The organism is Rhizobium sp. CC1099, assembly GCF_029714385.1.
Taxonomy (GTDB): domain Bacteria; phylum Pseudomonadota; class Alphaproteobacteria; order Rhizobiales; family Rhizobiaceae; genus Rhizobium.
In genome coordinates, this window is sequence record NZ_CP121641.1 from 309,315 (window position 1) to 333,967 (window position 24,653).

Below are 24,653 nucleotides of genomic sequence, written 5' to 3' on the forward strand. Positions count from 1 at the left end.
GTGTTGAACCTCTCTCTCGCAGCCCGGCATCCGCCCTACCGCAGAGGGTTTATTGTGGCTATCGCAGGGCGACCACCAAACCCCAGCCACTTACCGATCCCCACCCCCGCAGCATTCCCCGTCGCCACGCACGCCGTCAGCAAATACCCGCCGGTCGGGGCTTCCCAGTCGAGCATTTCTCCGGCGGCGAAAAGGCCGGGAATGGCACTCAGCATGTAGCCATCGTCAAGCGCGCTCCATTCGATGCCGCCGGCGGAGGATATGGCCTCAGTGATGGGGCGGGGGCGGGTCAGAGGGATCGGCAGGGATTTGACGTGGCTTGCGAGCTTCGATGGGTCCTGAAGGTCGGTTTCCTTTGCGAGTTCGCGCAGCAGGCCGGTTTTGACGCCGTCGAGGCCGGCGCCTTTGCGGAGGCGGTTGGAGAAGCTGCCTTTCCTGTCCTGCCGGGCGAGGTCCTTTGAAAGGCGCTCAGTGCTTCGGCCGGGTGCGAGGTCGACAAGCAGGGATGCGGGCTTGCCGGTTTCGAGCGCGTCGCGCAGTGCTGCGGAATGGGCGTAGACAAGACTGCCCTCGATGCCGTGGCGGGTGATGACGAATTCGCCGGGGAAGGTGCCGGCGGGCGAGGTGGCGGTGACGGATTTGAGCGGCTCGCCCGCGAAACGGCCGCGAAAGGTCTCGCTCCAATCGACGTCGAAGCCACAATTGGCGGGGCGGAACGGCGCGATGCTCACGCCCTTTTCGTGGAGCCACGGTACCCAGGCGGCATTCGAGCCGAGGCGCGGCCAACTGGCGCCGCCAAGTGCCAGCAAGGCGGCATCAGGGTGGATGACACGATGGCCTTGCGGCGTTTCGAACGCGTAGCCGCCGTCCTCGAAGCCGGTCCAGCGGTGGCGTGTTAGGATCGAAACGCCGTGGGCTTCCAGACGCGCGATCCAGGCGCGCAACAGCGGCGAGGCCTTCATGACTTTCGGGAAGACGCGGCCGGAGGAGCCAGTGAAGGTCTCGGTGCCAAGCCCTTCCGCCCAGGCCCGGACATCGTCGGGCTTGAAGCCGTCCAAGGCGGGGCGCAGCCGGTCGGACGCTTTGCCGAAGCGGGCAACGAAGCGCGCATAATCTTCCGAATGGGTGATATTGAGGCCGGACTTTCCGGCGAGCAGGAATTTGCGCGCCACCGTGGGCATCGCTTCGTAGATGGTGACGGCGTGCCCGGCTGCTGAGAGTACCTCGGCCGCCATCAAGCCCGCCGGTCCGCCGCCGATGATCGAGATCTGTTTTTTCTTCATGGCTCGCCTGATACAGGATTCATATCCGCGCGTCTCCGGATTTGCGGAAAAGCGCGAATTGCGGGCGACCGGCAAACCCATTACTTGAGAAGTATATCAACGGAGTGTCCCGGCATGGCCGACCTCAAGGCAAGACCAAGACCCACAGGCGCCACCGCCGTTCTCGGGCGCACCGGCTTTGCGCATGTCACCTCGGCGACGAAGGGTGAGCTCGACATCGTCACCAGCCCGTCGCAGCCGGGTTTCAATCCGCTGGACCTGCTTTATTCCTCGCTGTCGGCCTGCCTGGTGTTGAGCGCGCGCATCGCCGCAAGCCAGATGGGCGTCCTCGACAGGATCACTGAATTGACTGCTGACGTGACCGGCGAGAAGGCGACGGAAGGGCCCTCGCGCGTTGAGAGGTTCAATATCGTCTTCGGCATCAAGGGCGACATCGACGAGAGGACGCGGCAGAAGATCGCGCATGCGGCGGAGGAAATCTGCACCGTAAGCAATACGATCCGCGGCAAACCGGAATTCGCTACCGAAATTTTTGGTTGAGGCCCGCCGACTGTCGAATACTTTTGCCTGCCTTTGTCGTTCCTGCGCTATCGTCGGTGGCCTTCATCTGGTAATTCGCTGCCGATCGCCGCTTTCACTGCTCGCGGCGCAGAAAGCATCGAGATCATGTCGCAGGCCGCTTCCGCAACCGTCGAAACCGTACCTTCCAATCGCCTTGCGCTCGCGGCACTGATCCTTGGCGGGGCGGCGATCGGCGGCTCGCCGATCTTCGTGCGGCTGTCGGAAGTCGGACCGATGGCGACGGCGTTCTGGCGCGTCGCGCTCGCCCTGATACCGCTCTTCATCTTTTCGCTGATTAAGGGTAAGGATGCCGGGTCAAAGCCGGAAAAGCTTTCGGACTATGCGCTTCTGGTCCTGCCAGGTGTGATCCTCGCCATGGATCTTGCTGCATGGCATCTTTCGATCACGATGACATCGGTTGCCAATGCGACGCTGCTGGCGAATCTTGCGCCCGTCTTCGTCACGGTCATCGGCTTCCTGTTCTTCCAAGCGGCGGTGACACGGCTCTTCGTTCTTGGCCTTGCACTGGCATTGGCCGGCGTCATCATCCTGAAGGGCGGGCCTTCGGCCTTTGGGAACGGGGATCTGCTGGGCGATGGCATCGCGATCGTCGCGGCGTTGTTCTATGCCGGATACATCCTTGCGATCGGCAGGCTCAGAAGCCGGTTCGATACCATCCGCATCATGCTCTGGAGTACGGCGTCTGCGGCGGTTTTCGCATTTCCGCTGGCTTTCGCCTTCGAGGATCAGATCTGGCCAGCCACGGTCTACGGCTGGGCGACGGTTTTCGGCCTCGCCTTCGTCAGCCATGCAGGCGGGCAAGTGGCGATCACTTATGCGCTCGCCTATTTGCCAGCCGCCTTCTCCTCGCTGACGCTGCTGCTCCAGCCCGTCGTCGCGGCAATTCTCGCCTGGATACTGCTCAACGAAGCGATCGGCCCGATGCAGGCGATCGGCGGGGCAGTCGTGCTCGCCGGGATCATGATCGCCCGGCGAGGCTGACGGGATCAGGCGACTGCGGCAGGCCGCACGCGGCGGGCGTCAAGGATGGCGAGTGCCTCGTCGACGGTCGCGGCAAGGGCTGCCTTTTCGGTGTTGCAGGTGCCCCAGGCCTCGATGAAGCTGCTCGTCTTGCCGTAGCTGTTGTCCAGCACGCAGTGATCGGCGCCGATCAATACGCACATGATGTGGCCGTGCATGCGGTCGGTGATGACCTGGCGCGCCGAGCCGAGCAAGGCCACGCCGCGATCGAAACGCTGCTGTGCGCGCTCGCGATAGGCAAGCTCCGTCATGCGGGCGCGTCCGCCGATCTTCCCCGACATCAGGCCCTTCAGGATCGCGGTATGCTTGGTTTGCCGCTGGAAATCGGCGGGCTCGTCCGGCCAGTCGGATTTGACGGTGCCGGGACGTCCCGTGGCAGCGGTGAGATCCTGCGGAGTTCCGACTTCCTGATCTTCGCGGAGGTTGAGCAGCAACTCGTGCTGCGGGCCCGGGCGCGCGACCGGGCCGATGCAGAAGGCCATGTCCGGGCAAAGGCGCGTTTCGCACTGGAACCAGCGGCGCGCGAATTCCAGGCTCTTCTTGTCGCGCACCAGGAGCGTGAAGTTGCCGTGCTGCTCGATGGCGCGGGCCGTGCTGTCGATATTGGCCTGCTCCTTGAAATGGATCGTTTGCGGCATCTGGACGATCGGGCGGCCCTTGAATTTTGTCAGCATGCCTTCGCGGAACTGGCGATAGCCGGCCCATATGTCGCCGAAATTGCCGCCGCCGTGCAGGAAGATGCGGCCGTTGCCAATTGTCGCGAGCATCCGCTCCTCATCGTAGGTCGGAATCTCGGTCACATAGGCCGGCCGCGTCTTGCGGCGGTCGAAATAGGCGAGCTCCCCGAGCCAGATGGCGCTGTCGCCGATATTGTAGTGGTTGGGGAAATCGAGCAGCGCGAAGCGCTCCGCCGGATCGACAAGATCGGAGAGGTTGTTTGCGATCAGACCCTGGAGGCGGTTGATGATCGTAATGTTGGTTTCCTGCATAAAAGCTCCTGTTTGCTGGCCAGGCGGCGAAGCTAGGCCTCAGCCCGTTTGCCGAACGGCAGCAGCGACTTGCCGAGTGCGATGTAGGGACGGATGGCCTTTCTGCCGAAGATCGGCAGAAAGGCCAGATAGATGACGGCACCAAGGCCGATGCTGAGGCCGAGTGACAGCCAGCGGCTTTGAAGATACCCGGCGATGTAGGGATGGGCGAACCAGACGCAGAGAGCCATGACGGCGCCGCCGCAGAAGGGAAGGGCGACCGCCTTGAATGTGCCGGCTGCATCGATCCCGGCATATCTGCTCAGCACATATTGCTGGTAAGGCATCGTCAGCCAGGCCCGCAGCACATAGCCCGCCGCCACCGCGAAGATGCCGTAGGGAACCAGCAGCCAGGTGAGGATCAGCGTCACCGCAAGCTGGAGCGCGGCGACCGAGAGGATCGATTCCGCGCGGTTAACGGCCGAGAGCGCCGAGGATGCGAAGAAGTTCGTGACGAAAGGCACGGACATCAGCACCAGCACGGTGGCGATATCGCCGGCATTGCCCCATTTGTCTCCGAAGAGCAGGGCGATCATGTCATTCGACAGCGCGCCGAAGCCGAAGAGCAACGGGATCGTGCCGAGTGCCGCGGCACCGACGATCTTGTTGTAGGCGTTGCGGAAGGCGGTGCGATCGTTCTGCAGGCGCGACAGCGTGACCAGCGAAACACTGCCGATGGGCGCCAGCACGGCCTGGCCGATCAGTTCGATCAGCCGCCAGGCGATGCGATAACGGCCGACTTCGACGGCGCCGTACCAGCGGGAAATGAAGATATCCTGCACGCGGGCAAGCAGCATCCACATGAGCTGCGTCACCACGAGGCTAACGCTGAAAAGGAAGACCGAACGGAATTTTTCGAGATTGAAGCGCAGGCGCGGCATCCACGGGTAAGACACCCAGCCGAGGACGACGGTGACGGCCGCATTGACGGCAGTCTGCGCCACCAGCGCCCAGATGCCCCAGCCGAGATAGGCGCAGATGACAGCCGTGGTGCCGGAAAGCAGGCTTGCAGTGATGCTCTGCGCTGCAAGGCTCTTGTGACCGAAGTCGCGCGCAAGCCGCGCATTGTGGATGACCGCAAGCGACGAAAGGGGCAGCAGCGGCGCGAGCCACCGCAGGATACCGGCCACCGAAGGATCGCGGACGAATTGGCCGTAAGAGGGAGCGAAGACGAAGACGAGCAACGCGACGATGGCGCTGAAGGCGACCGTTGCCCAGAAGCAGGTATCGGCAAGTTCCTCGTCGAGATCGAGCTGCCGGGTGATCGCATCACCGAGGCCGGCATAGGCAAGCACACGGCCGATCTCGACGAAAAGGCTGGCGAGCGCGAAGGTTCCGAAATCGGCGGGCCCAAGGATGCGGGCAAGGATGACGAAGATGACGAAGGTTGCGACGGTGCTCCACGCAACGCGGATCACCGACCAGAGGACGGAGAGCGCGGTCTTCTTCTTCAGGTCGGCATGCGCAACTGCATTATCTGCCATTCAGATTCCAATCGAACGTGGCACTGCCGGCGGTGAGGATCAGCGGCGGATCGCCATTGGCGTCGCGGTGCGTTTGGCGCTCCGCCAATAGGCGAGCATGCCGGTAATATTGTCGCGAAGCTGGCGGCGGTAGGTAAGCCCCATTTCCTCGCTCATTTTCCGGCCACCGATCAATTCCTTCAACGCCTGGCGGATATCCCAGCGCAGCATGCCGCGCATGTTGGAGCGCCGGTCGAACATGTATTTCGCATAGAGCGCGCCGTTGCCGAAGGCATAGCCCGCGTGCAGGTGGTGGATGTCCTCGATCTTGCGGCGGCCATGGAAATGCTTGACGACGAGATCGGGAAAATATTCGACGCGGATGCCGGCGTTGGAGGCGCGGTGAATATAATCCGTATCCTCGCCGGAGCGGAACTGCGAGCCGGCGCCGAAGAGCGGATCGAAGAGGCCGATCGTTTCGCAAAGCGCCTTCGGGAAGGCCATGTTGCAGCCGTGGATGAAGCCGCCCGCGTGAAGCTCGCTGGTCAACACGGCGGGCTCGCGTTCGGTCTTGATGGTGACGGGAAGATCGCGCGCATCGCCAAGCTCGACGCGCCCTCCGCGCATGACGATCTCGGTATCATCGGCGAAGACCGCGTCGATGGCCGTGAAGTAATCTGGGAACACTTCGCAATCGTCGTCCGTAAAGGCAAGGATACGGCCGGTGGCGGCGGCAATCCCTGTATTGCGAGCATTGGCAAGGCCGGGTAGCGTTTCGTAGATGAGATTGGTATCGATCGGCGCGGAGGCCGCCCATTTGCTGAAGATATCCGAGGTGTCGTCGCTCGACCCATTGTCCACGAAGACAAGTTCAAGGCGCAAATGGCTTGCCTGCCGCGCGGCGGTGGCGATGGCATCCAGGCAGTTCAATAGGCCATAGGCCCGATTTCTCGAAGAGATGATCAGGCTGATGTCAACAGGCCGAGGAGGCATACGTTTCCCCTTCTGTGATCAATGTCCGGGCGAAGATAGGCCGCACATCGAGGTTCGGCAAGGATTTTTTTGCAGTGCAGCAAAATAGAACAGATGCTGAAAAAATAGAAGAAATGAGGTAATTTGTTGACGAAGACCTTTTGTTTGGAGATGGATAGAAAATCCAATGAAGAAACATGTAATAATAATTTATAGTTATTGTATTTAATGACTTAATGAATAGCCATCGGCAAACTTATCTGTGTTTTGTTGTTTTTATTATGTGAATAAATTGTAATTTTATCTGAAATAAGTTCAAATAATATTTGAGTTTAAAGGGATGGAATGGTTCCGTTTTCATTGAAGCAAATGCAGAGATCAGAGAATTGAGAGATGCCGACAAGAGTTGAGCAAAAAAGCTCTACCGACAAAGATGCCAGTTGGAAACACATCTGGACTAAACTCGCTGGAGGAAGTCCGTTCGGAGAAATAATCACACTTCGGAAGTCATTCTGGAGTGCTATTGCGGGACGCTAGCTTGGCGGTCTTTCTGCAGAAGCCACTTCTGGATGATCGGCACATCGGCATCGCCGAGGTCATGGCCGCCAAAGATGACGTCCGAATCGACGGTCGCGCCGGAGGTTTTCAGCCGTGTGCGAAGCTCATTCGCATATCGGCCATAAGCGTCTGTCTTGCCGCTGATGACGAGCAGATCCGTGCCCGTAAGGTCGGCATGCGGATAGTCCGTCAGAACCGGCATGGAGCGGAGCAGCACCGCGCGGTGTATCAGGCTCGGATGCAGGTAGAGCAGCGAGTTCAGCAGATTGGCGCCGTTGGAATAGCCGACATAGACGATTTTCTTCGGGTCGAGGCCGTAGGATTTGACGGCGCTGTCGATAAAGGCGGCGAAGGCTTCCGCCTCGTTCTTGATGTCGTCCTGATCGAAGGAGAACGGCGTTATGCGCTTGTACCAGCGCGGGAAACCCTCTTCCGTCGCGCGGCCGCGCACGCCCAGCAGTGTAGCGCGCGGCGCCACTTTATGCAGCAGCGGCATCAGCGTCGTCTCGTTGCCGCCCGATCCGTGCAGCAGCACGAACACGCTGCCATCCGGATCCGGTGGCGTATAGAAACGGTGGACGAAAGGCAGATCGCGATAGTTCACGCGAGGTTCACCGGGCATGGAAAACTGCGGCAGGACGACCTTCAGGTCCTCAAGATTGGTGATCGCATCCTTTGGCGGCAGGAAGAGCTTGGAGCCGAGGGTTTCGGCCGGTTCGTCGACGGTCATGCCGGGCTTGTCCGTTGCAAGCTCGGCCAGCGTGCCACCGGGCTCGCGGGCATAGAGAGAGCGGAAATATTTGCGGTCATGCGTGCTGGTTGCCGAGGAGTTCGTCTTCTCGAGCGCTTCGTGAACCGTAGACAACTGCGCATCGTCGGTGGCGCGGAAAGCCACGTGATCGACCGTGCCTGTTCCCGGTGCACCCGACCAGAAGCCGCGGGCATTGCGGACATCGATGACGTCGCCCGACTGCGAGACGAGACGATCGATCGCGCCCTTGCTCACCTGGAAGCGATAGCCGAAGTGACTTTCGAGGAAGCTGCGGCTTTCCTCAGGCACTTCCGTCAGCATGGTCGCGCCGCGGATGCGCTGCACGGCGTGCTCCACCGGCACCGGACCGCCATGCCAGGGGGCGGCACTCTTCAGTTCCCTGTTCCCGGTAAGTTTCAGAATGATGTTGTCGGGATCCTTGAGGCGCAGCACCGTCTCGCCGAACTCGTCTCCTGGCCCCTCCATGCGCAGACCGAAACTCATTGCCCGCGTCAGCCAATAGCCGATGCTCGTAGGATCGATGGCAAGCGCGATCTCGCTGATTTGCCCGAAGCCAGCGCGTCCGGGCGAACCATCTTCCCAGGCGAGGAAGGTGACGAGCGAACCGGGCGTGCCGGTAGCGTCGCCATAGAAGAGATGTAGCTGCGTCGCGTCCTCGAATCCGGCCGTCTGCTTGACGAGCCGCAAGCCCAGGAAGCCTGCGTAGAAATCGACGTTCGCCTGCACTTTGCGGGTAATCGCCGTGACGTGATGTATTCCAGAAACCATCGATAGCAGTCCGGATTGGATAGGAGTGGCGAGCAATGCCAGAACGAGAGCTGATGCGAAAGTCATGCTAGTGCCGTGGAAGATTGCCTTGATCGTTCTACACATAAAACGAACGAATCGCCGCGCGGTTGCAATTCCAGCGTATCAACTTTCTCCAATGCCTCTTCCAGTTGCTGCAGGTTTGGCGGCTTCACCATATAAGCGAGCGCGCCAAGCTCCTTCGCTCTTTGAATATCGCCTTCGTCGCTTGACGTACTGAGGATGCAGACCGGAATCCCGCTGAGCCGCCGATCGGCTGCAAGCGCATTAAGGACCTCGAAACCGTCCATGAGCGGCATGTTGATGTCGAGCAGCATCAGGTCCATCGGCGGCTGATCCGCTATTGCGGCACGCTGCTCGAGCAGCAGCATCGCTTCACGACCGTTGTTTGCGACATGGAGATTGAAGCTGACTTTCTCGCGGCGCATGAGCTTCAGTTTCAGAAGTTGTATGTCGGCGGGGCTGTCTTCGACAAGCAGCACCTCGGCAAGCCTGCCCGCCCCCTCCGTCGCCTGATCGGAATGCCGGACGCTCTGGGCAGCAGGCATGGTTGCGGGCGCCGAGACGGCTGCCTGTGCAAGGGGTATTTCGAGGATGAAAATCGCGCCGCCGTCGCGTGCCTCGCACCAGATCGCACCGCCGTGCAATTGCGCGATGCGGCGGCAGATGGCCAGACCGAGGCCGGTTCCCTCGATGCCGCGGCCGACGAGCCGTTTGAACGGCTGGAAAATCAGCTCGCGATGGGCGGGATCGATGCCCGGGCCGTTGTCGCAGACGGAAAGCCGGCAAACGCCGCTATTTGCCGTCGCAGCGATCCTAATTTCCGGTGTGCGGTTTTCGCAATAGCGGATGGAATTCGAAACGAGGTTTTGCAGAAGCTGGATCAGCAGCGTCGCGTCGCCCATCACTTCGGGCAGGTCTGCCCGGCTGATCACCGCGTGACGGCTTTCGATCTGCCGATGGAGATTATCCTCCACCTGATCGAGCACCGAGACGAGTGAGACAGGCTTCAGCTCCAGCTCGCCAGAGGCATCGAGCTTGGTGAAGTCCGAAACCTTGACGATCAGATCCTCCATGTGATCGGCAGCGCTCAGCACATAGTCGAAAAGCTCGCGATCCTCAGGCAGCAGCGATGGCGAACCGTGCAGGATCTTGGTGAACGACTTGATTGTCCTCAGCGGTTCCTTGAGGTCATGCGCCATTGCTCGGGTGAAAATTTCAAGGGATTGGCGTTTCTGCTCCAGTTTGGTCTCCAGTGCGCCGTGCATGATGGCGTTCTGAATGCAGCGGTGCAGCCCTTCTGGTGAAAGCGCATCCTTGGTCAGGTAATCGCGTGCGCCGCTCTTCATCACCTCGACGGCAACCGCCTCGTTGCCCTGGCCTGTCAGCATGACGACATTGGCGGAGGCATCGAGTTCGAGGATTTGCGCAAGCACTCCGAGGCCGTTGCGGCCGGGCAGAGAGTAGTCGAGCAGGATGCAGTTCGGCCGTTTGCGGGCGATCATCGCGAGGCCCTGATCGCCGGTCTCGGCCTCTGCCAGCGTGTAGGTCGTACCCGCTATACGGCCCAGCATGCGACGGTAGAAGTCGCGGTCGTCCATATTGTCGTCGATGATCACTACCGAGCAGACTTCTGCCAATCGTCACTCCTCCAGGGGCAGTATGGCAATCTCGAACCAATATTCCTTCAGCCTTTGTATGGCTGCAAAAAGGCCGTCCAGATCGACGGGCTTTTGCACATAGGTATTGGCGCCGAGGGCATAGCACCCCTCGATGTCACGCTCGTCGTCGGAGGTGGTCAGGATAACGACCGGTATCTTGTGCCAGTGCGTATTGGATTTGATCGCCTCCAGCGTCTTGCGGCCGTCGAGCCCCGGCATGTTGAGATCGAGCAGGATCAGACCCGGCCGCGGACGGATGGTCGCCAGCATATCGAGAGCCTCTTGTCCCGAAGCCGCCCAGTGGATCGGGTTGCGCAGATTCGTGCGCTTGAAAGCACGCATCGTCGCTTCGAAGTCGTCCTCGCTGTCCTCAACGATGAGGATCGGTTGCGTATCACGCTGCTGCATTCTGCTCCTCGCGCTTCCTGCCCAAAGTGAAATAGAACGTCGTGCCTGCGCCAACTTCCGATTCCAGCCATATCTCGCCGTTGTGGCGAGCGATGATCTTGCGGACGAAGGTCAAGCCGGCGCCCGTTCCGTCATCCGAATCCTGCGATTTTTCCAGGCGTTTGAAAATGCGGAAAATATCCTCATGGAATTCCTTGGGTATGCCTTTGCCGTTATCTTTAACGAAGAAGACGTTGCGCGCCGTCGTGCCGTCCCTGGCGACGAAGCGTTCGAGATAGCCGATACTGACGAGCGGATGAGGCTTGTCGTTGTACTTGATCGCATTGGTAATAAGGTTCCGGAAGACTTCCGTGAGCCGCAGCGCATCACAGACCACTTCCGGCAATTGGCCATCGATGACGACCTTGGCATGGCGCTCCTCCAGAAGCAGCTCCATGGTGGCGATTACATCCTTGATGACAAGATTGATGTCGGTCCGCTTCACCGCAAGCTGCTGCCGACCGATCCGCGAAAAATAGAGCAGGTCGTTGACCAGCTTCTCCATACGCTGGCTGAGCCGCACCAGGCGATTGAGGCGCCGTACGCCATCCTCGTCGAGGAGGCCTTCGTAGTCCTCCAACAGGAAGCGCGAGTGGTTGTGGAGCCCACGCAGCGGCTCCTTCAAATCATGCGATGCAATATAGGCGAACTCGTCGAGGTCGTGATTGCTACGTTCCAGATCGGCGGTATAATCCTCAAGTTGCGCCAGCGTCGTCTTCAGCCGCTCCTCCTGGGTCACGCGCTCGCTGATATCGCGCACAATGCCGACGAAGGCCTTCGTTCCGCCGCTCTTTACCTCGCTGACGGAAACATCGAGCGGAAAGGCGACGCCATTCTTGCGCTGTCCGGAAACCTTGCGCGTGGTGCCGATGACGCGCTGCTCGCCGGTTTCGGCATAGTGGCGCAGATAGCCGTCGTGCTCTGAATGATACGGTTCGGGCATCAACATCTTGACGTTCCTGCCGATCACTTCCTGCGGCGTGTAACCGAACATCTGCTCGGCCGCCGGATTGAAACTTAAGATCGTTCCCTTTTCGTCGATCGTGAGCACCGCGTCCGGCGTGCTGCGCACCAAGGCGCTGAAGCGGATGCGTTCGGTCTCGAGGTTCAACCTGTTCCGCACGTAATAAAATACGAGCAAAGCAATCAGCCAGAGCATGACGAGGGTGATCGCCCGGTTCGTAACCTCCTGCCAGAAGCCTACGTTGTCGTGGCGCACGGCGAAGAAGCCGAGCAGGACGAGGATGGTGCACACGAGGGCGAAGAGAAGCGACGCCTTCCGGTTTCTGAACCAGAGAGCGGTCAGCACCAGTGGCACGTAAAGAATGCCGTTCGCCACACCAAGCGGCGTATAGAGGTCTGCGGTAAGCCCAGTGAAGCACACGAGTGCGGGAACCCAGAGCGGTATTCGGCCACGGCTTTCGGGCTGCCGCCACCAGGCACTTGCGAGCAATCCGCCGCCGAAGAGCACCATGCCGATCGCCGTTGGCAAAGCCATCGTTGCATAAGGCCCCCAGCGATAGCCTTGTTCCGCATTCGTGATGTAGCTGGTAAGGGCGATCATGCCGAGCGTGATGACCACATAGCTCACCAATTCCTGGACGAGCGGCGCTCGCGCGACCCGCCAATTCTGAGCGGCGATCAGCGACAGATTGCCCATCAGGAAAATCACGGCCGTATTCGGTCCCATGCCGCCGCCGATCTGAGCGGCAAAATCGGGCGATATAAGAATATCGGTCAACAGCCGGTCGATGTGATGAACGGCGCGGCCGAAGATGGTGATCTCGATCAGCCGGGCAAGCGCGATGACAACGACGATCGCCGAAAGTGCAGTTGAAGGCACGGATACCAGCCGCCGGCGTGTAACGGACGTGGCAAGGGCGCCGCCAGACAGAACAAAGCAGAGTGCCGTGTTGAACGCCATCGACGGAAAATCGGGGACGACCGCAATGATGACTTCGAGCTGCAGCAGCCAGCCGGCCAGCGCGGTGAGGCCGAGAAGGGCAAGCAGAGAGCCGATAGCGGTGACGGCGGAGCGATAGCGCTTCCGCTTTTTCTGCGGATCGTCCTCCAGTCCTGCCGCCGCTGCATTCCACACGTCGTCACACCTCCCCAGTCGCGTGCCAATTTTTTCCGAAAACCCGCAAGACACAATAGGAAAACGCATGGTTGCGCGACTGATTCATCGGTTGGCGGCCTGCCGCTGCTATCGATTGGAGGAAAATGCGGCTAGTGTTGCGAAAGCGCACAATCGAGGAGCGTTCCGAGACCGCCGGATGCGAGCACCGATGCCAGTCATATTTTATATCGATGACAGCAGGGATGATCTTTTCTACCTCGACTATATCCGCAAGAAGGAGCGGATCTCTGTTGATCTTTTCTGTTTTGCAACGGCGGAGGCGGGTCTTGCCGCCCTGGAGCACCGATCTGCCGAGCGCGCCCAGCTTCCGGACATGCTCATCGCCGATCTCTATATGCCCCTCGATAGCGGCCTTGCGCTCATTGCGCGGCTTCGAGCGGAAGCCCGGTTCAAAACGATGCGGCTTTGTGTCTGTAGCGGATCGGATGCCGAGGAAGATCGGCAGCGCGCTCTGGTTGCGGGTGCTGATTCCTATCTTCAAAAACCCCTCGACTTTGCGGCGATTCTGCGTCCCCAAAGGTCGCGCTAAAGGGAAGACGGCGCGACAAAGCTGCAGATCCGGCCTTTGACGCTGCTGGAAACTGCGATTGACAAGGTCGTTTCAGAATTTCAAAATACACAACCATGGGGAAGAGGAGTGATTGAGCACTGAGAGAGCCGACCGACCCACATTCGCCGCCACGAATTTCAGCCAACCCCTTAGCTGGGTGGATCTATCAGCTCTCTCGCGCTTACTCCGGCACTTCTTCCGCTCTTCATGGATGGTGAACAACGGAATTGCGATACCTAGGTAAGAACTACGACTATCCTGTGTATCACTTGCGGTTGAGAGAATTGATGTCGTTTCCGCTTTCAGGATATTGGGGTCCCCATCCCTTTATCCTCCATCAATTGTCTCGAGATTCTTCTAACTTCTCGCATGCACGACGTATATCCCAAGATTTCGGGATGAAGATGACTTCCGGAGGTTCGACATAAGGATTTTGCGGGAATGACCAACGCTGCGGCGGTTCCATTTCACACAGGGCCCGAGCTCAGCCGGGCGATCAATCGCACCGACTTTTTCCGCCTCTTCAAGGCGGCGGCACAGCACTATCACTTCGATAACTTTGCGCTTGCTCGGATTTCCGAGGCGAACGCGCCCTTCGGCGAGCGCGAAATCGTCATCACCAATATTGCCGAACGCAGGGTCCCGCTTTTCGTCCGGATGCTCAAGGAGGCGCTGGGCGCGCTGAAAGCAAAGACCGCGCAGTTCCTGACGACGCCGGTCTACGGCAAGAGCGGATCGATCGGGGCCGACCTCGTATTCAACGAATTCAATGGCAATACCTTTCTGCTCATTCCTCTCTTCACGCCGGAGGGGCGGCGCTACTGCCTCGTGCTCAGCGGCATACGGTCTGAGCCCGATCAGGGAGAAATTGCCGACGTTCTGCTCGATACCATGCGTATTTTCGACAAACTTTACGAGGAAATCTTGACGCAGGAGATGTCAGGGCGCCTGACGCAACGGGAGGCGGAAATCGTCAAATGGACCAGCGAGGGCAAGACTTCAGCCGAGATCGCGATCATTCTTGGATTGTCCGAGCACACCGTCAATTCTCATATTACGGCCGCCGCCAGGAAGCTTGATGCAGTGAACCGCGTTCATATGGTGGCGATTGCCCTCAGGAATGGTTTGGTTTCGTGACCGGGGAAAACAGCATGAGCGCCGAAGCGGTTCCGGGAGATGCCGTCAAGGTCCTGTTCGTGGATGACGAATTCGTCGAGTTCAGGTCGCTGAAGAAGAAGATTGGCAGCCTTTCCGAGCCTGCCGTCGACGTCGAATATTCGCAGTCCATCAGCGACGCGCTGGAGAAGGTCAAGGGCGGCCGGTTCGATCTCATTCTGCTCGACAACCGACTGCTGCCGAATGCCGATTTCCGCGAGACGGTGCCCGAGCTTCGCGGCATCGGCTACACAGGACCAATCGGCGTTGTTTCAACGGACATTTCGGATGGCTATTTCCAAGAGTTTCCGGACTATGGCGTCGATTTTCGTATCGGCAAGGATGAGATCGACGCGCGGACGCTGCAATATATCATCCGCGAATTCGTGAAGTACGACCTGCCCGACTTCTGGAAGGACGACTATACGATTTGATAGAGTTCAGGCGGGCAGCCGGATAGTGAAGCGGCTCCCCGTGTGGTCCGAATGGCTGAGCATCAGTTCGCCGCCAAGCGCGCTTAAGAGTTCGCGCGAAGCCGTCAGTCCCAGGCCGGGGCCGGTCATGGCGTCTGGCTGGGGCAGTTTCCAGAAAGGTTCGAATATCCGCTCCTGATGGACCGGCTCGATGCCCCGCCCGTTGTCGGAAATATGGATCAGCCAATCGCTGCCGCTCCTTTCTGCCGCCAGGTCGACACGGGGATCCGCCGCACCCCGGTAAAGCAGCGCATTGCCGAGAACGTTCTTCAGCACGGTCGAGAGAAGGGCCGCATCACTGTTGAGGGTTGGAAGCGTGCCATGGCCGATACTCGCGTCATGGGCACCCATCTCGGTCTTCAATTCCGTCCAGAGACCGTCGACGAGCGGGCCGAGTTCCACCGGAGCTGGCGAAACCTGCGGCGTGCCGGCAGCAAAGCTCATCAGCGCCTTGGTGAGGCGTTGCGCAGTCTGGGCTTTCTGAAGGATCGCCGTAAGGCTTTCGAGCTGTTCGCTATCGAGCTTCTCGCCGAGCTCATCCAGGAGGATTTCCGCATACATCGCGATGTGCCGGAGCGGCGATTGAAGGTCGTGTGAAGCCGTCGCCAGAAAACGCCTTATGCGCTCCTCGCTGGTGCTCGAAACAGCAGTTGGCGTTGGACCGGATGACATTGAGACGCAACCTCCCGCTTCTTTGAAGTGAAAATAGAAAGAGGGCGCCGGTTCGGCAACCGGCGCCCTCTCGGAATGTCTGTGTCGACGATTTATTAGCCGATCGACTTGCGCGGCTCGGTGGCTTCCGGCGGAATGATTTCCGGCTCGGCGCCAGCGGATGCCGCCACTGCCTTGGCGTGGCGGCGGCGCCAGTCGCCGAGGAAGAGCAAGATCGGCGCTGCGATGAAGACCGACGAGAGCGCGGCGACGGCAATGCCGAACACCATCGGGATCGCAAAGCTCTCGACCGCGCTGCCACCCCAGATCGCCATCGGAAGCATGGCGAGGAAGGCGGTGGCGGAGGTATAGAGGCTTCGGCCGAGCGTTTCGTTGATCGACTTGTCGATGAGTTCGCGAAGCGGCATCGACTTGTAGAGGCGCATGTTTTCACGCATGCGGTCGTAGACCACGACCTTGTCGTTCACCGAATAACCGACCAGCGTCAGAAGGGCCGCGATGGCCGTCAGGTTGAAGTCAAGCCCGGTAAGCGCGAAGAAGCCGATGGTCTTCGTCACATCGAGGATGAGGGTCGCGATGGCGCCGACCGCAAATGGCCATTCGAAGCGCGCCCAGATATAGACGAGCATCGCCAGGCTTGCGAGAACTACCGAGAGAAAACCGGCGACCGCGAGCTCGCCGCTGACCTTCGGGCCAACGACTTCCGTCCGTTCGATCGTTGCCGACGGATCGACCTTGACGATCTCTGCCTTCAGCTGATTGACGGCGGTCGTCTGCGCTTCTTCGCCCCCCGGCTGGCGCTCGGCCCGGATAAGCACGTGGTTGCTGTCGCCGAAGGACTGCAGCGCCACTTCGCCGAGGCCTAGTGCATCGAGGCCTTCACGGAAGGAGGCGAGATCGGCTGGCTGTGCCGTCTTCACTTCCAACTGGATGCCGCCGCGGAAGTCGACGCCGTAGTTGAGGCCCGGCGTGACGAACAGCACGACGGAAATGATGGAAAGGGCGGCCGAAAGCGCAAGGCCGAAGAAGCGCGCTTTCATGAAGTGGATTTGCGTACCGTCCGGAACGAGGCTGATCGGAAGCAGCGGCTTGATGTTGATGACCTTCATCTTCGTGCGGCGGACGATTGCCATCATCGCGACACGGACGATGGAAACGGCGGTGAACATTGAGATCATGATGCCGAGGCCCATGGTGACGGCGAAGCCGCGAACCGGGCCGGAGCCGAACCAGAACAGCAACACGGTCGCGATCAGCGCCGTCATGTTACTGTCGACGATGGTCGAGTAGGCGCGGCTGAAGCCGGCGTCGATCGCGGCGAATGCGCCGCGGCCCTTGCGGGTTTCTTCACGGATACGCTCGTTGATGAGAACGTTCGCATCCACCGCCAGACCGATGCCGAGGACGACACCGGCAATGCCGGGCAGGGTCAGCGTCGAGCCGATCAGTGTCAGGCCGGCGAAGGTCAAAATCACGTTCAGGAACAGCGCGACGTTTGCGAGCAGACCCCAGCCGCCATAGAGGAAGAACATGAAGCCGACGACCAGTGCGAAGCCGATGAGGCCGGAGGTCAGGCCCTTCTTGATGGCGTCACCGCCGAGATCGGCGCCGACGGTGCGTTCCTCGATGACGGTGAGCTTGGCGGGAAGGGCGCCGGCACGCAGCATTGCCGCAAGCGTGGTGGCGCTTTCAGCCGTGAAGCTGCCGGAGATCTGGCCGGAGCCGCCGGTGATCGGTTCGCGAATGACGGGCGCGCTCAGCACCTTGCCGTCGAGGACGATGGCGAATGGATTGCCGACATTCTGGCGGGTAATATCCGCAAAGCGGGTTGCGCCGGCGCTATCGAAGCGGAAGCTGACGATCGGCTCGCGGGTGTTCTGGTCGAAGCCGACGCGGGCGTCCGAAAGGCGGTCGCCGGAGATTTCGACGCGGTCTTCCACCGGATAGGTGTTGCCCTGCTCGTCTTTCATCATGGTCACGCCCGGTGCCGGGGCGTTGTTCGGGGCAAGCATGTGGAACGTCATCTTGGCCGTGGAGCCGAGCAGCTGGCGCAGCCGGGTCGGATCCTGCGTGCCGGGAAGCTGAACGAGGATACGGTTTGCGCCAACGCGCTGGATCGTCGGTTCGGCAACGCCGACCTGGTCGACGCGCTGGCGGATGACCTCGAGGCTCTGCTCGACGGCCGAGTTCACGTTCTGTGTGATACCGGCTTTGGAGAAGGTCATCGTGACGTTGTTCGCGCCGCTGGCAGCGATATCGAGGTCGGACTGACCGGCGGTAAGGCCGACGCCCACAGGGTTCGCCAGCGTCTGCAGATCAGTGATGGCGGCATCGCGCTGCGTCGGGTCCGTCAGCGTCACGACGATCTGGTTCTGGTTGCGGGCGACCGAGCTGGTCGCAACACCCTTTTCGCGCAGCACGCGGCGGGTATCCTGCAGGAGCGATTGCAGGCGTTCCTTCGTCAGTTCCGATTCATCGACTTCGAGAACCAGGTGGGAGCCGCCGCGGAGGTCGAGACCAAGGGAGACCTGCTCGTGAGGCAGCCAGGAAGGTACGCGGTCGAGGACGTTTTGCGGCAGGACGTTCGGCAACGCCGTGAAAATGCCGAAGAGGATGATCACCGTGTAGGTGAGCACCAGCCATGGTGAAGTGCGCATGTCGTTGTATTCCTTGAATATGCATATACCGGCGCGGTGCGCTGGCGGTGTGTCATGTGATTTTGCAAAGGCGCGATGGTCGCGATATCAAGCGGCGGGCGGGGCTCGCGGCTGATTGCCCGGCAGTGCGGCCGGACGAAGAGCAGTATCGATCGGCGGCAGAGCCGCAGGCGGGCTCCACTTTGCGAATTCGAGATGCGGCGGTACCGGCAGCGGGACCGGACCCAAATCGTGAAGCGTTTGTTTCGGCGCAACCTTACGATCGGCGGCGAGAATGCCGCGAACCGCCTCGCGCGCCGTCAGCTGGAGCGGCTGCGTTTCCTTGCCGGGCAAGATCAGCGCATTATTGACTGAGGCTGCGGGACCGAGAATGAGATTGCCGCCGATGAGAAGGCCGATATAGGCGGTAATCGCAAGGACGAGCGAAACCGCGATGCGGGCGCTCAACCGGCGTGCATCGAATCCTTCCCCGTCATTCTTTGCGATCTCGCTCTCAAATCGGCTCAAAAGCGTAAAAACCCGTCATTCACTCTCGGACGGCACTGCGGCCGCGCTCGGAATTGTATCAGTCCCATGCCCATCTTCATAGGCCGGACTGTCATGATGCACTTGGGCGAGCCGGTCAACCATTCCCATGGCGATTTCTCGCTCGCCCATGATGACGGTATCGGCGCCGTACTGTTTCAACTCGTCGACTTCAGCGTCCGAATGGGCGCGGGCGACGATCAGGATCGACGGGTTCACGCTGCGACCGTATTCGGCAACACGGCACGCTTCGAAGGCATTCGGGATGGCAATCACCAGGCTGCGCGCGCCGGGAAGATTGGCGAGATCGAGCACTTCGCGGGCGCCGGCATTGCCGAGAACCGTCTCAACGCCCTGCCCAGCAAGCTCTTCGATCCGCTTTTCGGAATCCTCGATGACCAAGAAAGGCGTGCCCGAAGACTTAAGGTTCCGACCGACGATGCTGCCGACGCGGCCGTAGCCGACGAGGATGGCGTGGCCGGAAAGCGACGTCGGCTGGATTTCGTCTTCGGGTTCGGCGGGCTCGATGGTTTCCTCGGCGGCAGCGGTTGTATCGACTGGAGCCTCCTCCCGCCTCGGACGGTGGAAAAGCGGGCGCATGCGGTCGCAGGCGAAGAAGAGCAGCGGGTTGAGGATGATCGAAATGAGTGCGCCTGCGAGGATGAGATCGCGGCCTTCTTCCGGCAGGAGGCCGAGATCGACGCCGAGGGCGGCAAGGATGAAGGAGAATTCGCCGATCTGTCCCAGGCTCGCGGAGATCGTCAGTGCCGTACCGGCCGGCTTTCGAAAGACCAGCACGATGAGAAAGGCGGCGACGGACTTACCGATGACGATGATGAAGACGGTTGCCAGGATGGGCAGCGGTCTTTCGATCAGGATGTTCGGATCGAAGAGCATGCCGACGGAGACGAAGAAGAGCACAGCGAACGCGTCGCGAAGCGGCAGGCTTTCCTGGGCGGCGCGATGGCTGAGTTCGCTTTCTGCAAGCACCATGCCCGCAAAGAAGGCGCCAAGTGCAAGCGACACGCCGAAGAGCTTCGCGGCGCCGAAAGCGACGCCGAGCGCGATGGCGAGCACGCCGAGGCGGAAGAGTTCACGCGAGCCGGTATGGGCGATCCTGTGCATCGTCCAGGGAATGAGCTTGCGGCCGAAGACAAGCATGAGGGCGACGAAGAGCGCCACCTTCACCAGCGTCATGCCGATGATGGCGGAAATGCCGAGATCGAGCCCGAACAGACGGTTGAGGCCGGCCGAAAGCGGCTCGACCGGCGCATGTTCACCACCGCCGATGCTGGCGGCTGCGGGTATCAGCACGAGCGCGAGGACCATGGCCAAGTCCTCCACGATCAGCCAGCCGACGGCGATCTTGCCGCGTTCCGTTTCCACGAGGCGGCGTTCCTGCAGCGCCTTTAGGAGAACGACGGTCGAGGCGACGGAGAGCGCAAGACCAAAGACGAGACTGCCGCCGGTCGACCAGCCCATCAGCGCGCCGAGACCCCAGCCGAGGAGGGTCGCGAAGGCGATCTGGGCGATGGCTCCCGGCACGGCTATGCCGCGAACCGAAAGCAGGTCCTTGAGCGAGAAGTGCAGGCCGACACCGAACATCAATAGGATGACGCCGATTTCGGCAAGTTCGGGCGCGAGATCCTGGTCCGCCACATAGCCCGGGGTGTGTGGGCCAACGAGAATGCCGGCAACGAGATAGCCGACAAGCGGCGGCAATCTCAGGCGGTTGGCGATGGCGCCAAGGATAAACGCCAGCACGAGACCCCCGACGATCGTCGAAATCAAAGGCGTGTCGTGCGGCATCGCTCTCTCCCGGTCTGGAATTCCTGCTCAAAAAGTGACATATATGGCTTATATTGACCAATATGGGTGGATTGAGATCATGGGTCAAGGCGCAAAGGAGACGATTCTCACGCCTGCTTTATGCCGGGCGGCACGCGGTTTGCTCGATTGGACGCAGGCCGAACTCGCCGCGCGGGCATCGGTTTCGCGCAGTACAATACGCGACTACGAAGGGCAGAACCATGAAATCCACCGCGCCACCGAGGCGCAGTTGCGCCTGGCCTTCGAGGACGGCGGTGTTCGCTTCGTTGAAATCGAAGGAGCGGGGACAGGGCTTTGCCTGCCTCCCGCGGCCAGTCTTTAGCTCTGCGGTCTAAGGCAGCTGGCAGGTGCTTTGTAAGCATTGATCGTCCTGCCGCGGTAGTAGCCGTCGGCCGGCTGCCAGCTTTTGACCAGTTCCGGTGCCGCGGCTGCGCAGGTCAGTTCGATGCGGGTGACGAAGAGAACCTGATCCTGCACATCCGCCGGCAATGCGAAGTTCTGTTCGTAGTAATTGTCCGGGAAGCCGGCGGGCGGACGCGAATAGATCTTGAGCGGTTCGTTCCTGAGCGTATGGAACATGTCGGCAACGAAATCGCGATTGTCGGTGACGACGATGCCAAGTCCGGCCTGCTTGGCTAGCACACCGGCTTCGCGGCTGATTTCGCTGCGGCCGAGATAGCGCTTCATCGCTTCATCGCCGCCCGGAAGTATCAATTGATGCGCAAAGATCGTCGCAAGCGGAAAAAGGAAGCTCGCAACGCCGCCGACGATGAGCGAAATGCGCAGGCCCCTCGGCCATAGCTGCGTGAGCACCCAGACGGCAAGGACCGTACCTGCGACATAGGCCGACACGCCCCAATTCGCCTCGGCTTTGGCGACGAAGGCCTGCAGGGTGATGAGCAGGACGACGGGCATGGAAAGCCAGATGAGGAGTTTTTCTTTCTCGCCGCTCTTGCCATTGATCATGCGCCAAGTCGCCCAAAGCATCGCGAAGAAGACGATCGGCCCGACGACCCCGAACTGTGCGGCGAAGAATTCAAGCGCGCCGCCAAAGTTCAGCTGCATCTGGTCCCACTTCGCGATGTCTTCGGTGTGGCGCACTGTGGTCGCGTCATGGGTGACGTTCCACCACAGGTTTGGCGAAGCGACGGCGAGGGCGGCGGCGACCGAAATGAAGAAGTCGCGCCAGGCAATCCGCGCAGCCGGAACCAGAAGCAGCGCGATCAGCCCGCCGGGAACGATAAAAAGGACCGCGTATTTCGACAGGAAGGCGCAACCGAAGGCGACACCCATGACGAGCGCAAGTGCGCCCGAGCGCTTCTCGGTCAGTCTGAAATAGGCCCAGAGGCCGATCGTCATGAAAAACAGGAGAACGACATCGGTGGAGAAGAAGACGGAGGAGAGCGCGACGGCAGGCATCGTGATGTAGATGACACCGGTCCAGCCTTCAATTTCGGGACCGGCAACGCGCTTTGCGAACTGCATCAGCAGCAATGCCGTGGCCATATGCACGAGAGGCCCGCAGAGCCGCACCCAGAAGATGTCGGTTGAGCCGGCAATTTCCGTCATCGACCGGATGAACCAGGCGATCATCGGTGGCTTCGAATAATAGCCGAAGTCGAGATTCTGCGACCAGAACCAGTATTGCGCCTCGTCGACGAAGAAATCCGTCGTATCGAAATGCAGCATGACAATACGCCACAGGGTGACGGCGAGAATGATGAAAAAGCCGGTTCTGGCAGTCATGAACAACTTCCGCTGAGCTTGAGGCGCCTGCGATACATCAGAGGAAGAGGGCTGCCAACGGGGCGGCGCAAGAAAGCCGCACTATGCCGCAGGCGGCAACGGCATTCAGAGCACGCGGAGGGTGAGGCTGCCGCGATTGGCCTCGATCCGGTCGAGCAGGGCGATGGCGGCCAGCGTAGCGATCGCGATGAGGCAGGAACCCAGTCCAAGAACAATCATTGCTCTATCCTTAACGACATCATGTCATGTCTGAGGTGCCGGATATAGCATAGAGCTTGCGCGGGACTTGTAGCGCGCCTGCAACTGCGCCGGACTATTTCGTTGAACGTGCTCGAAATGCTTGGAAAGGGCGGTTTGTTAAAACGCCTATTAACCTTCAAGCAAGGAATTAACCATAAACATTGCGAGACACGTCGGAATGGGAAGATGTTTGCTCGTTCCCACCAGGCATGAAGCCGTCCCGCCGTACCGGCTCGATCCGGTATCCATCTCTTTTCCGAAACAGATTTGCTGATCGGGATACTTCCGCCGTCCGGTTTGCGCCGGTGGCGACAAAGGTCGTTTCCCTGCATTGCGCTCGTCGGATGGAGCACAACGGTTTTTCACCGGACCTTGTCCGGAATGTGGTTGGGGATAGGCATTGGGGCAGGACATGCCATCAGATCAGGCCAAGGGGGCGCAGGCAGGCAGCCTTCGCGATCGCCTGCGCTTTGCCGGTCTCGATGCCGCGCAATGCGAGGCGGTGCGCCGTCACCGGCCGATGCTCGAAGCCCGGCTGAAGAGCGGTCTTCGCGACCTGTTCCAGCGCTTCCAATCTTTCCCGGACGCGGCCTGCAATTTCCAGAACGAGCGCCAGCTCGATCGCCTGCACGATCTTCAGTCCACCCACTGGGACGTGCTGACCGATGCGCGCTTCGACAGCCTCTATGCAGAGCGCGTCAAGGTTCTTTCCGATAGCGAAAGTAAGATGGGGCTCGATCCGCGCTGGCACGTGGCCGGCCATGGCGTCATGCTGGAGCATATCATTTCCGGTCTTGCGGGCGAGCTGGCAGGCAAGCCGCTGCTGCCGGGCGCCAAGCGCCGCGCGAAAGAAATCTCCGAGATGATGACGGCCATCATCCGCCTCGTCATGGTCGATGTCGAAATCGCCGTTTCGCTGCGCTTCAATTCACTGCGTGCATCCCAGCAGGGCGCGCTTGCCGAGCAGCGTGAAAACGACAAGGCGGAGATCGCCCGGATTTTCGGTGACGTGGTCGACGGCCTGGCGGCCCGCGACCTGACCGTGCGCGCAGCCACCCATGGCGATGCCTACGCCGATATCGCCGTTGCGCTCAATGCGGCACTCGACGGCGTTCAGGCTGAATTTGCGGCAATCAGCGAGCGCACGGCAAAAGCCGAACTCTCCACGCGTTCGCTCGCGGCTGCCTCGCAGGGCCTTTCGAGCAATGCAGCCGGTCATTCGCAGCAACTCATGACATCGGCAGCAGCGCTCGAAGCAATCGCCGGAAGCGTCCGCAACGGCGCATCGGAAAGCCGCGCTGCGGAAAAGGCCGCGGCCTCCACCCGCGCGGCGGCAGAAGAGAGTGGCCAGGTCGTCGGCCACGCCATCAGCGCGATGGCGGATATCGAGCAGTCCGCCGAAAAGATCGGCCAGATCATCGGCGCAATCGACGAGATCGCCTTCCAGACGAACCTGCTGGCGCTGAACGCGGGTATCGAAGCCGCGCGTGCCGGCGAATCCGGCCGCGGCTTTGCGGTCGTGGCGCAGGAGGTGCGGGCGCTTGCCCAGCGTTCTGCCGAAGCCGCTCGCGAAATCAAGACGCTTGTCACGACGACCAAGGCGCAGGTCGATGCCGGCGTTCAGATGGTCGGCCGCACGCAGGATTCGATCGGCAACATCGTGCGGCAGGTAACCGGCATCAATGCGGCAATCGCGACGATTGCGAGCCAGACGGGCGAGCACGCGGCAAGCCTCGACACAGTGACAGCTGACGTCAAGGCGCTTGGCGGGCAGGTTGCCGACAGCGCGGCATCCGCCAACCGCGCAGCCGAAGGCGCCGATCATCTGCACACGGTGATCCTCGAACTGGGGCAGACGATCCGCGCGTTCCGCATCGCCCGCGAAAACGCCCGTGTCGAGGCCGCGCCGCTCAGCGCTTCCCGCCAACGCAGTATCGAGATCCCGGCCCGTCCCGCCACGCTGGACGAGCAATACGACAACGAGGATTTCGGGTTTTCCCGTCCGGCTGTGAGTTTCGGAGGCGGCCGGAATGTTTACTAACCTATCGGAATATGACCTCGCCTTATTTTTG

General features: G+C 60.6%; 20 protein-coding genes. 7 read left to right on the plus strand and 13 right to left on the minus strand.

Annotated features, from left to right (window positions below; translation table 11 throughout):
- Nucleotides 1-35: 35 nt before the first annotated feature.
- Nucleotides 36-1,283: a TIGR03862 family flavoprotein gene (locus QA644_RS01545; protein WP_283070765.1), complete on the minus strand. Its 1,248-nt coding sequence runs from the start codon at nt 1,281-1,283 to the stop codon at nt 36-38.
- A 114-nt stretch (nt 1,284-1,397) separates the two neighbouring features.
- Here QA644_RS01545 and QA644_RS01550 point away from each other — a divergent pair, with 114 nt between their 5' ends.
- Together QA644_RS01550 and QA644_RS01555 are read left to right on the plus strand one after the other, a co-directional pair.
- Entirely contained in the window at nt 1,398-1,823 is a 426-nt protein-coding gene (locus QA644_RS01550; protein WP_239595556.1) for an OsmC family protein, read from the plus strand.
- A gap of 126 nt (nt 1,824-1,949) precedes the next feature.
- A complete protein-coding gene (locus tag QA644_RS01555; protein WP_283070767.1) occupies nt 1,950-2,846 on the plus strand; it encodes a DMT family transporter in 897 nt (298 codons plus the stop codon).
- Nucleotides 2,847-2,851: 5 nt separating this feature from the next.
- Here QA644_RS01555 and QA644_RS01560 read toward each other — a convergent pair whose 3' ends face one another.
- From QA644_RS01560 to QA644_RS01590, 7 genes are all read right to left on the minus strand, one after another.
- Nucleotides 2,852-3,874: a polysaccharide pyruvyl transferase family protein gene (locus tag QA644_RS01560; protein WP_074066650.1), complete on the minus strand. Its 1,023-nt coding sequence runs from the start codon at nt 3,872-3,874 to the stop codon at nt 2,852-2,854.
- 32 nt (nt 3,875-3,906) lie between these two features.
- Nucleotides 3,907-5,397, minus strand: a complete 1,491-nt coding sequence (locus tag QA644_RS01565) for a lipopolysaccharide biosynthesis protein (protein WP_283070768.1) — start codon at nt 5,395-5,397, stop codon at nt 3,907-3,909.
- Nucleotides 5,398-5,436: 39 nt separating this feature from the next.
- A complete protein-coding gene (locus QA644_RS01570; RefSeq protein WP_074066651.1) occupies nt 5,437-6,369 on the minus strand; it encodes a glycosyltransferase in 933 nt (310 codons plus the stop codon).
- Between the two features lie 499 nt (nt 6,370-6,868).
- Complete coding sequence (locus tag QA644_RS01575; protein ID WP_283070771.1) at nt 6,869-8,512, minus strand: VOC family protein; 1,644 nt, start codon at nt 8,510-8,512, stop codon at nt 6,869-6,871.
- Nucleotides 8,509-10,125, minus strand: coding sequence for a response regulator (locus QA644_RS01580; RefSeq protein ID WP_283070773.1), 1,617 nt, complete (start codon nt 10,123-10,125; stop codon nt 8,509-8,511). Before QA644_RS01580 ends, QA644_RS01575 begins: the two co-directional genes overlap by 4 nt.
- Before the next feature lie 3 nt (nt 10,126-10,128).
- On the minus strand, nt 10,129-10,554 hold the full coding sequence (locus tag QA644_RS01585) for a response regulator (protein ID WP_194728955.1): 426 nt from the start codon (nt 10,552-10,554) through the stop codon (nt 10,129-10,131).
- Nucleotides 10,541-12,691, minus strand: a complete 2,151-nt coding sequence (locus tag QA644_RS01590) for a PAS domain-containing sensor histidine kinase (RefSeq protein WP_239595547.1) — start codon at nt 12,689-12,691, stop codon at nt 10,541-10,543. The genes QA644_RS01585 and QA644_RS01590 overlap by 14 nt, the downstream gene beginning before the upstream one ends.
- A 190-nt stretch (nt 12,692-12,881) precedes the next feature.
- On the opposite strand from QA644_RS01590, the gene QA644_RS01595 reads away from it, so the two are divergent.
- The 3 genes from QA644_RS01595 to QA644_RS01605 all read left to right on the plus strand — a co-directional run bounded on the left by QA644_RS01595 (nt 12,882) and on the right by QA644_RS01605 (nt 14,872).
- Nucleotides 12,882-13,262, plus strand: coding sequence for a response regulator (locus QA644_RS01595; protein WP_194728957.1), 381 nt, complete (start codon nt 12,882-12,884; stop codon nt 13,260-13,262).
- A 462-nt stretch (nt 13,263-13,724) separates the two neighbouring features.
- Nucleotides 13,725-14,420: a helix-turn-helix transcriptional regulator gene (locus tag QA644_RS01600; RefSeq protein ID WP_239595545.1), complete on the plus strand. Its 696-nt coding sequence runs from the start codon at nt 13,725-13,727 to the stop codon at nt 14,418-14,420.
- 14 nt (nt 14,421-14,434) lie between these two features.
- Entirely contained in the window at nt 14,435-14,872 is a 438-nt protein-coding gene (locus tag QA644_RS01605) for a response regulator (protein WP_022718658.1), read from the plus strand.
- Between the two features lie 6 nt (nt 14,873-14,878).
- Here QA644_RS01605 and QA644_RS01610 read toward each other — a convergent pair whose 3' ends face one another.
- The 4 genes from QA644_RS01610 to ybaL form a co-directional block, all read right to left on the minus strand.
- Nucleotides 14,879-15,583 (minus strand): ATP-binding protein, encoded by a 705-nt coding sequence (locus QA644_RS01610; protein ID WP_283070778.1) that lies wholly within the window; start codon nt 15,581-15,583, stop codon nt 14,879-14,881.
- A gap of 95 nt (nt 15,584-15,678) precedes the next feature.
- Complete coding sequence (secD, locus tag QA644_RS01615; RefSeq protein WP_283070780.1) at nt 15,679-18,240, minus strand: protein translocase subunit SecD; 2,562 nt, start codon at nt 18,238-18,240, stop codon at nt 15,679-15,681.
- A gap of 87 nt (nt 18,241-18,327) precedes the next feature.
- Nucleotides 18,328-18,687, minus strand: a complete 360-nt coding sequence (locus QA644_RS01620; RefSeq protein WP_283070782.1) for a hypothetical protein — start codon at nt 18,685-18,687, stop codon at nt 18,328-18,330.
- A gap of 75 nt (nt 18,688-18,762) precedes the next feature.
- Nucleotides 18,763-20,574 (minus strand): YbaL family putative K(+) efflux transporter, encoded by a 1,812-nt coding sequence (gene ybaL, locus QA644_RS01625; RefSeq protein WP_283070783.1) that lies wholly within the window; start codon nt 20,572-20,574, stop codon nt 18,763-18,765.
- Between the two features lie 34 nt (nt 20,575-20,608).
- Between ybaL and QA644_RS01630 the strand changes: the two genes are divergently transcribed.
- Nucleotides 20,609-20,917 carry a helix-turn-helix transcriptional regulator gene (locus QA644_RS01630; RefSeq protein WP_208645016.1) on the plus strand — a complete coding sequence of 103 codons (309 nt, stop codon included), beginning with the start codon at nt 20,609-20,611 and terminating at the stop codon, nt 20,915-20,917.
- Here QA644_RS01630 and QA644_RS01635 read toward each other — a convergent pair.
- Nucleotides 20,914-22,341 carry a glycosyltransferase family 39 protein gene (locus QA644_RS01635; protein WP_283070784.1) on the minus strand — a complete coding sequence of 476 codons (1,428 nt, stop codon included), beginning with the start codon at nt 22,339-22,341 and terminating at the stop codon, nt 20,914-20,916. The two genes, QA644_RS01630 and QA644_RS01635, sit on opposite strands and share 4 nt — an antisense overlap.
- 652 nt (nt 22,342-22,993) lie before the next feature.
- On the opposite strand from QA644_RS01635, the gene QA644_RS01640 reads away from it, so the two are divergent.
- Nucleotides 22,994-24,622, plus strand: coding sequence for a globin-coupled sensor protein (locus QA644_RS01640; protein WP_283070786.1), 1,629 nt, complete (start codon nt 22,994-22,996; stop codon nt 24,620-24,622).
- Nucleotides 24,623-24,653 lie beyond the last annotated feature (31 nt).

Bases quoted from the DNA above. Each gene is read 5' to 3' on its own strand.
- QA644_RS01545 (WP_283070765.1), bottom strand. From the start codon at position 1,283: ATGAAGAAAAAACAGATCTCGATCATCGGCGGCGGACCGGCGGGCTTG.
- QA644_RS01550 (WP_239595556.1), top strand. From the start codon at position 1,398: ATGGCCGACCTCAAGGCAAGACCAAGACCCACAGGCGCCACCGCCGTT.
- QA644_RS01555 (WP_283070767.1), top strand. From the start codon at position 1,950: ATGTCGCAGGCCGCTTCCGCAACCGTCGAAACCGTACCTTCCAATCGC.
- QA644_RS01560 (WP_074066650.1), bottom strand. From the start codon at position 3,874: ATGCAGGAAACCAACATTACGATCATCAACCGCCTCCAGGGTCTGATC.
- QA644_RS01565 (WP_283070768.1), bottom strand. From the start codon at position 5,397: ATGGCAGATAATGCAGTTGCGCATGCCGACCTGAAGAAGAAGACCGCG.
- QA644_RS01570 (WP_074066651.1), bottom strand. From the start codon at position 6,369: ATGCCTCCTCGGCCTGTTGACATCAGCCTGATCATCTCTTCGAGAAAT.
- QA644_RS01575 (WP_283070771.1), bottom strand. From the start codon at position 8,512: ATGACTTTCGCATCAGCTCTCGTTCTGGCATTGCTCGCCACTCCTATC.
- QA644_RS01585 (WP_194728955.1), bottom strand. From the start codon at position 10,554: ATGCAGCAGCGTGATACGCAACCGATCCTCATCGTTGAGGACAGCGAG.
- QA644_RS01595 (WP_194728957.1), top strand. From the start codon at position 12,882: ATGCCAGTCATATTTTATATCGATGACAGCAGGGATGATCTTTTCTAC.
- QA644_RS01600 (WP_239595545.1), top strand. From the start codon at position 13,725: ATGACCAACGCTGCGGCGGTTCCATTTCACACAGGGCCCGAGCTCAGC.
- QA644_RS01605 (WP_022718658.1), top strand. From the start codon at position 14,435: ATGAGCGCCGAAGCGGTTCCGGGAGATGCCGTCAAGGTCCTGTTCGTG.
- QA644_RS01610 (WP_283070778.1), bottom strand. From the start codon at position 15,583: ATGTCATCCGGTCCAACGCCAACTGCTGTTTCGAGCACCAGCGAGGAG.
- secD (WP_283070780.1), bottom strand. From the start codon at position 18,240: ATGCGCACTTCACCATGGCTGGTGCTCACCTACACGGTGATCATCCTC.
- ybaL (WP_283070783.1), bottom strand. From the start codon at position 20,574: ATGCCGCACGACACGCCTTTGATTTCGACGATCGTCGGGGGTCTCGTG.
- QA644_RS01635 (WP_283070784.1), bottom strand. From the start codon at position 22,341: ATGACTGCCAGAACCGGCTTTTTCATCATTCTCGCCGTCACCCTGTGG.
- QA644_RS01640 (WP_283070786.1), top strand. From the start codon at position 22,994: ATGCCATCAGATCAGGCCAAGGGGGCGCAGGCAGGCAGCCTTCGCGAT.